We start from the raw sequence: 5,848 nt of genomic DNA, 5'->3' as shown, positions 1-5,848 counted from the left end.
TCAGGCTCGTGGATAAGGCCAGACGCAAAGCCTTTAGGCGAAGCATTCTAACCAGCGACGGTTTGAACTGCTCTCGTCTGAAGACATGACATCGCTCCCGGACAAGGATTCAGGAACTGATGATCAGCGTGTCTGGAAAACGCGCCCATCTGCTTTCGCAGCGGCGCGGGGACGGGACACATAATCAATTCTGCAATTATTGCAAGTGGGGATGATCATACGTCCACAGAGCCTCGTGCAGCGGCGTCCGATCAACGGAGCAATCGAACGCGTCAGGAATACAGAGGAGGCTTCGGAAGCTGCCGGATCGGCAGAACCGCAAGCAGGATATGGTGACATTTCTCGGAATTACAAGAGCGAGGGTACGTTCGGATTCCACCTCGCCCAGCACACGACGATAGATGCTGCTCCGATCAATAACCCTGTCTTTACCCGAGTTGGCCAGAGTCTGCGAACCGCACCAGCGGTGCCCTTTTCCAGCTCCGACGGATTTGCCAGTTCTCATGCGTAAGCCATTTAAGCCTAACGACTTTCTTCCAGCCGCAGTCCAGCCAGGAGGCAGAATTTCCACGATTCAAGCGGAGGTTCAGAAACGGGACGATTCGGCGCAGACGAGTCGTGATAGATCTGTTTGGGAGACCCCTTGGTCCTCTGCCGGGGAAGCGGAGCCTGGGTGGTGGAAGGCCTTCACGCTCGACAAGGATGTGAGAGCAACGCGCACCCCTGATCGCTTTATCAGGAAGCAGCCGGACACCAACGTGGTGGCTCTTCCGGTGAGTGAGGCCATGGACGTTGCCCGTCTCGCTCGTGCTGCCGACCGGTCCTGCGCAGAGGCCATTCGCAGACGCCTGGACCGGCTGCGGAGTGCAGTCGAGCCCAACTCACCCGTTCTTTCCACATCTGAGCCGGAGGCGGAGTGTTTGCCGGTCGCAGCACCTGAATGTGCAGCGGCCGGGATGGGGGAGAGCATAGAGGAGCCTGCTTCGGCTCCCGCCATGACCGAGGGGATGGGCGACGTAGCTACAGCCTCTGTCGCTGACTCGGCAGCTCTGCCCGAAAGCCTGGAAACAAGCCTGAATCCTGTTGGCAGCGCGAGCGTCGAACCCGCAACGGATAGCTGTGGAATCGAAGAGGCCGCTCCGGAGCGGCGGACCGAGTTGTTGCTGCCTGTTCCTGTAGAAACCGCAAGGCCGGTGTTTTCGGCATTCGCGTTCCAGTCGAGCCTGTACCGGATCACAGTATCCCTGAAGCCCGAGTTGTCGATCGACCTATCGATGGAGGATCCAGTTCCTGACGACAGCGTCACTGTCGAGGAAAAGGCAGAGTTCATCCAAATTCAGGAGGTCCCGGAGAATGGGTCCGAATTGATTGGCCCTGAAGAAGAGATCGCTCCCGAGGTGATGGAGGTCACACCTGAGCAGACCAATGAGGAGATTGATTCAAGTTATCTTGCTCTGTACGGGGAAGAAGTTTCGTCTTCTTCAGTGTCGATGAAGGTTGCGCGAGAGGTGGAGAATTCACCCCCCTCATCTACAGCCGTCAGCCCTGTCGTGCCCGGGGACTCCGTTTCGGCTGCACACGCCTTAATAGCGCAGGTCATCAACTTCCCCGCGCCGGAGCGTGCGAGGAACTCAGGTTACGAACTCCCTGATATTGAATTGCTGGCTGAGCCTCCCGAGAGCGAGGGGCCCGTCCTCACCGAAGATATCCTTGAGGAGAGAGCGGGCAGGGTTGAAAAGGTCATCCGTGACTTCGGCGTTAAGGGTGAAGTCATTCATGTTCATCCGGGCCCAGTGGTTACTCTTTATGAGCTTGAGCCCGCCCCGGGAGTCAAATCCTCGCGTGTTATTGCACTCTCAGAAGACATCGCCCGTTCTATGAGCGCCGTCTCCGCCCGTGTCGCGGTCGTTCCAGGCCGCAACGCCATCGGCATCGAACTGCCGAATGATACCCGTGAAACCGTGTACCTTCGCGAGATGCTTGAGACGGCGGATTTCAAGGCATCGACTCAGAAACTCCCGCTCTGCCTTGGCAAGACCATCGGCGGCGAGCCGGTCATCGCCGATCTCGCCCGCATGCCGCACCTCCTGGTCGCCGGCACCACCGGCTCGGGCAAGTCGGTGGCGATCAACACCATGATCCTGTCCCTCGTCTACCGATTCACGCCAGAGCAGTGCCGCCTGATCATGGTCGACCCGAAGATGCTCGAGCTCTCGGTCTATGACGGCATCCCGCACCTGCTGACCCCGGTCGTGACCGACCCGAAGAAGGCGGTGATCGCGCTCAAATGGGCGGTGCGCGAGATGGAGGACCGCTACCGCAAGATGTCGAAGCTCGGGGTGCGCAACATCGACGGCTTCAACGCCCGCGTCTCGGAGGCCAAGGCGAGGGGAGAGGTCATCACCCGCACCATCGAGACGGGCTTCGACCGCGAGACGGGAAAGGCGGTTTACGAGGAGGTAACGATTGATCTCACTCCTCTGCCGTACATCGTGGTGATCGTCGACGAGATGGCGGATCTGATGATGGTGGCCGGCAAGGAGATCGAGGGCGCGATCCAGCGCCTCGCCCAGATGGCCAGAGCCGCCGGCATTCACGTGATCCTGGCCACCCAGCGCCCCAGCGTGGACGTGATCACCGGCACGATCAAGGCGAACTTCCCGACCCGGATCTCGTTCCAGGTCACCTCGAAGATCGACAGCCGCACGATCCTGGGCGAAATGGGCGCCGAGCAGCTCTTGGGCCAGGGCGACATGCTCTACATGGCCGGCGGCGGGCGGATCACGCGCGTGCACGGCCCGTTCTGCTCGGACGAGGAGGTCGAGCAGGTGGTGGCGCATCTCAAGCGCCAGGGCCGGCCGCAATATCTCGAGGCGGTCACCGCCGACGAGGAGGAGCCAGAAGAAATGGAAGCATCGGAGTTTTCGGCAGATGATGACGATGTCGGTCTGGCCTCGTCCGATATCTACGAGCAGGCCGTCAGCATCGTCCTTCGGCATAAGAAGGCGTCGACGAGCTACATCCAGCGCCGGCTCCAGATCGGCTACAACCGGGCCGCCTCGCTGATGGAAAGAATGGAGAAGGAGGGCATCGTCGGCCCGTCCAATCACGCCGGAAAACGGGAGATCCTACGCGGGGAGTTTGAGGACTAGGAGATACAGATATCTCCATAGGACTTCAGGAGGAGGTTCCGTCCGCGGGCTTCCTCCTGACACGTTAATGTCTGCTGACCACATGCGGGTCGTGGGTGCACTGGAGATGATGGTCAGAAACAGGAAATCTCGGGGATCGGCACTCCTCACTCAGGCCCGACAAGAAGAACAGGACCTTTATCCCTGCCCTCGAGGACACCCATGCCAAACGAAGCTCCAGGCAGTCGCGGAGGGAGAGCCGGATCGATTGGCCAAGACCAATCTCATCCCGCGACGTTCGCCGGCCCATTCATGGTCGAGACAATCTGACGTGCGGGGGCGCACTGCTGGTCAGACAGCTTAGGGCCATTCTCTCCAGATTGGTAGCGCCTCGTCCCCAGCCTCAGAGGAGAGAGCCAATGATCACGAAGGGCTCACGGCTTCTCGTCGAAACTCTATCCCACGCCAAAGACAGTTCTGAGCTTGAGCGGCATCACCCACCTATCTCCCTGTGCCTGGCCGGGACCGCGGCGGTGATGAATGTCATCGCGGCGGTGTTAGCATTGATGTCTTTATCCGTATCCTCATGAGGATTGTGGTTCGGCTGCCCACCCGCCGGAGACAGCAATGCAACACATAAAGCTGGCGTCTGCTGCCATTGCCTTCACCAGTATGGGTTCTGGTGTGCTGGCCCAGAGCCACCCTCTGACCTTACAGATGACCTGTTATGGGGCGAGGGAATTGGTTGCGTCCGAAGGTGCTATCGTCCTCAATACCAGCCCCACGACCTACGACCGTTATGTTGCGGCCGGGAACCAGTGTGCATTGGGTGAGGTCATGGAACCTGTTTGGGTTCCAACAGCAGACTCGCCTCAATGCCCCATCGGGTATCGGTGTGTGCAACGCACGAGGCCATCAAGAGACTGAGGCTATCGGCGGTTATTGCAAATCGAAAACTGTCGGATGCGAACTCCCTTCCCCCTGCTTTGGCCTGATGAGTTCGACCGAGTTCCTGAAGGCCGAACCTTTTAAATCCAAGACGCAAGCCCGAGGGCAGCTAACCCGGCCTAAGCGGACCTTCTTGAAGGGCACGGGATCGTCAGCGTCTGACCGGAAGCGGTCCTTGTCTGCGACGACGCCGTTCGTCTTATGGACGTCTGTGAGCGTCAGACTGCAGGCGAGTGGCAAGGCTGCCAGCTATATACCATTTGTGAGCGGATTGAAGCAGAACCCTGCTGTCATGCTCCACGCCCACATGCCCTGTTGTCGTCTATGGGGTACGTGATGAACATTGCCAATGTCGGTGTGCCATCGGCTGTCACTCGCCCGACCCAGCTTGTCCTCGTCGAAGCTGGTGGTCTGCGTCTCTAGCCAAGTATCGCCCGGGAACGCTCCGGAGGTTTTCATTCGGTAAATGTTCATAACGGATGCATGCAGGGCCAGGAAGGGACAGCCAGATCCCGGACCGATGAGAACCAACAAAGAAAGAGCGCCTTGCTCATGGCGCTCTAGGGGGGCCGCCTTTCACGGCCAGTTACAGGGAAACGACCGTGCACGTGCCAACTGGCACAAGAGAAGGCTGCGCTCGAAACGTTAACGAATGGTTGAGAGACCTTGGGCTGCGAGCTACATTGACGCGTTCTCTGTATAGCCTTGCCTGTTGTAGCGATGGCGAATCAAGGAGACGAGACTATTACGATCTCTGCTCCCTGCGCCGGCTTTGAGGCTTGGGCGTGAGCACTAATTCAGACCTCTTGGCCGTATAAGCTTCCCGGTTTTGGAGGATGGTCATGGCTCGCGCCACCGTGTCCTCAACCCGCCGTGCAAACCCGAAGATTGGCAGCCTCAGCATCGCAACCCTCCTGTTGGGAGAAAACAATCATCTGGCGGTGACGAACAGCACCTTGCCGACCTCGTCCGTGATTATCAGGATCTGGTCTGGCTGGAGTCCCCCTTCGATCATCTCCATCCACAGCATCATCGCCCCGTCCGGGTCAGGTACCATCCCTAAGTCCGGCAACTCGCAGCCAACCCGATCCCACATCATCCGGTCGCCGATGCGGTGGTGAAAGAAATAGCGCGGCATGGCAGCGGCCCCTTTCATGCTTGCCCATATTCTGGACTCTTCCGATCTGCGCCATCACCTAGGTTAATTGTTCAGGCGCTGAATAGCGGCCAACTCTGAAAGGCGTCGTCAACTTAACGGATTTTACTTGCGCTGAGCGGGTTCCCGGCCAGAAGCCAAGGCATGGACTCTCAATGATTTAGGATCGGGCATGCCGCAAGCAAACAGCTCCGATTTTCTTAAGTTGACGATACCATACAGGCAGCGGTCATAAAAAACCCTGCCCGGTGAGGGGGGCAGGGTTCAGTATCTCCTCGCCTTCGGATCGCTCCCAAGACAACACCAGTAGGACACGCAATTCGCGGCGAGTCAAATTCCCCAATGTATTAACGAAAAGCTTACGCAGAGTTCGGGCTGCTAAAAGTGGCCGCAAATGGCTTAAATCTTGGCGGTGTTGCAGCTTTACCATAGCCAGAATTTCTCCCTGAGCCATACTCTGATCTTGCGACTCCTCGCACTAGGGATGTAATTGCACATGAAAACGCGTCTTCTTGGCCTGCTGGCCGCAACTGCCATCACGACTGCTGCTGTTTCTGCTGCGTCCGCTGCCGACCTTCCGTCGCGCGCGGCTCCGGCTCCGATCGTGGCGGCG

Annotated in this window: 3 protein-coding genes; 2 read left to right on the top strand and 1 reads right to left on the bottom strand. The window is 58.6% G+C overall.

Annotated elements, in window-relative coordinates; all coding sequences use genetic code 11:
* The first annotated feature begins 956 nt into the window (after positions 1-956).
* Together AA309_RS37050 and AA309_RS35590 are read left to right on the top strand one after the other, a co-directional pair.
* Positions 957-3,152 (top strand): DNA translocase FtsK, encoded by a 2,196-nt coding sequence (locus tag AA309_RS37050; RefSeq protein WP_425286918.1) that lies wholly within the window; start codon positions 957-959, stop codon positions 3,150-3,152.
* A 398-nt stretch (positions 3,153-3,550) separates the two neighbouring features.
* Positions 3,551-3,721 carry a hypothetical protein gene (locus AA309_RS35590; RefSeq protein WP_160310585.1) on the top strand — a complete coding sequence of 57 codons (171 nt, stop codon included), beginning with the start codon at positions 3,551-3,553 and terminating at the stop codon, positions 3,719-3,721.
* Positions 3,722-5,010: 1,289 nt separating this feature from the next.
* Here the strand turns inward: AA309_RS35590 and AA309_RS30720 are convergent.
* Entirely contained in the window at positions 5,011-5,217 is a 207-nt protein-coding gene (locus tag AA309_RS30720; protein WP_047192827.1) for a hypothetical protein, read from the bottom strand.
* Between the last annotated feature and the right edge of the window lie 631 nt (positions 5,218-5,848).

Origin of the sequence: Microvirga vignae, assembly GCF_001017175.1 — a bacterium.
Classification (GTDB): Bacteria; Pseudomonadota; Alphaproteobacteria; order Rhizobiales; family Beijerinckiaceae; genus Microvirga; species Microvirga vignae.
Note: the sequence above shows the minus strand (reverse complement) of the source record. Positions and strands in the feature narration are given on the sequence as shown.